The organism is Streptomyces sp. SID14436 (assembly GCF_010548465.1).
Taxonomy (GTDB): domain Bacteria; phylum Actinomycetota; class Actinomycetes; order Streptomycetales; family Streptomycetaceae; genus Streptomyces.
In genome coordinates, this window is the sequence record NZ_JAAGMD010000595.1 from 1 (window position 1) to 1,017 (window position 1,017).

Consider the following 1,017-nt stretch of genomic DNA (forward strand, 5'->3'; position numbering starts at 1 on the left):
CGCCGTGTTCGCCCCCGAGGGCGGGGCATGCCCGGACCAGCCCACGCTGACCGGCGCCGCGGTCGCGGCCGGCCCGGACGGCGGCTGGACGCTCACCCTCACCGACCGCGGCGAACCGCTCCCGCTGCGGCTCGGGGACGCGCCCTGGACGATCGCCGGGGAACCCGTCCCGGCCGCGGTGAGCGGCGGCTGGACCGGCCCCGGCACCCTGGCGGTGGACGTGGTGTTCCTCGAGACGCCGCACCGCCTGCGGATCACCTGCTCGCTCGCCGACGGCACGTTCACGGCCCACTGGCTCACCCGCCCGATGCCCCCGACCCGCCTGCGCAGACTGCGCTCCCCGATGGCCCAGGGTCTTTCGTCCGGGTGAGGAACCGGGCCCCGCGAGCCCGCGTGTGACCCGGACGAGAGGCCCCGGCGGGTGCCGTCGGCGCTTGCCGGGCGCGGTCAGCCGGTGCCGGGCCGGAAGGTGCGCAGGACCGTCCGCAGCGCCTCCTGCCCGGCCGGCGTGTCCCAGTCGGCGGCCGGGGTCGTCCAGCGCAGCGAGAAGCTGCGCCCGCCGCCCAGGAGGAAGCCGCGGCCGAGGGTGCGCACCCGCGTGCCGCCTGCCGTGGAGTACCACTCCATGTCGGCGGCCGCGCGTCCCTGGTACGTCAGGGCCCGGATCGCGCCGATGCGCTCGTACCCCGCGGTGCGCTTCAGGTTCGGCTCCACGTCGTCCCGCCACACCGCGACCGGGTCCGGGCCGACCCGCTCGCTGTAGGTGACCGCGAGCGTGCGCGGGTCGCCGTCCGCGCCGAACGTGGCCCGGTAGGCGCCGTCGGCGCCCGGTGTGGTGGACAGCCGGTCCCAGCCGGCGGGCAGCGCCACGGAGAACCCCTCCGGAGCGCGCAGCACGCGGAACCCCGCCGGCAGCCCGCCGGTGGCCGAGGGGGACGGCTTCGCGGTGGTCGGCGGGGCCGACGGCGAGGCCGTGTCCCGGTTCCCGCCGTCCGGTGCGCCGCCCGGCGCGGGGGA

2 pseudogenes are annotated in these 1,017 nt (G+C 78.7%); one reads left to right on the plus strand and one right to left on the minus strand.

The features are described from left to right. Nucleotides 1–370, plus strand: a pseudogene (locus tag G3I53_RS21045) (serine hydrolase); the annotation flags it as partial. 77 nt (nucleotides 371–447) lie between these two features. On the opposite strand, the pseudogene G3I53_RS21050 reads toward G3I53_RS21045, so the two are convergent. Beyond that, nucleotides 448–1,017 (minus strand): annotated as a pseudogene (locus G3I53_RS21050) (serine/threonine protein kinase); the annotation flags it as partial.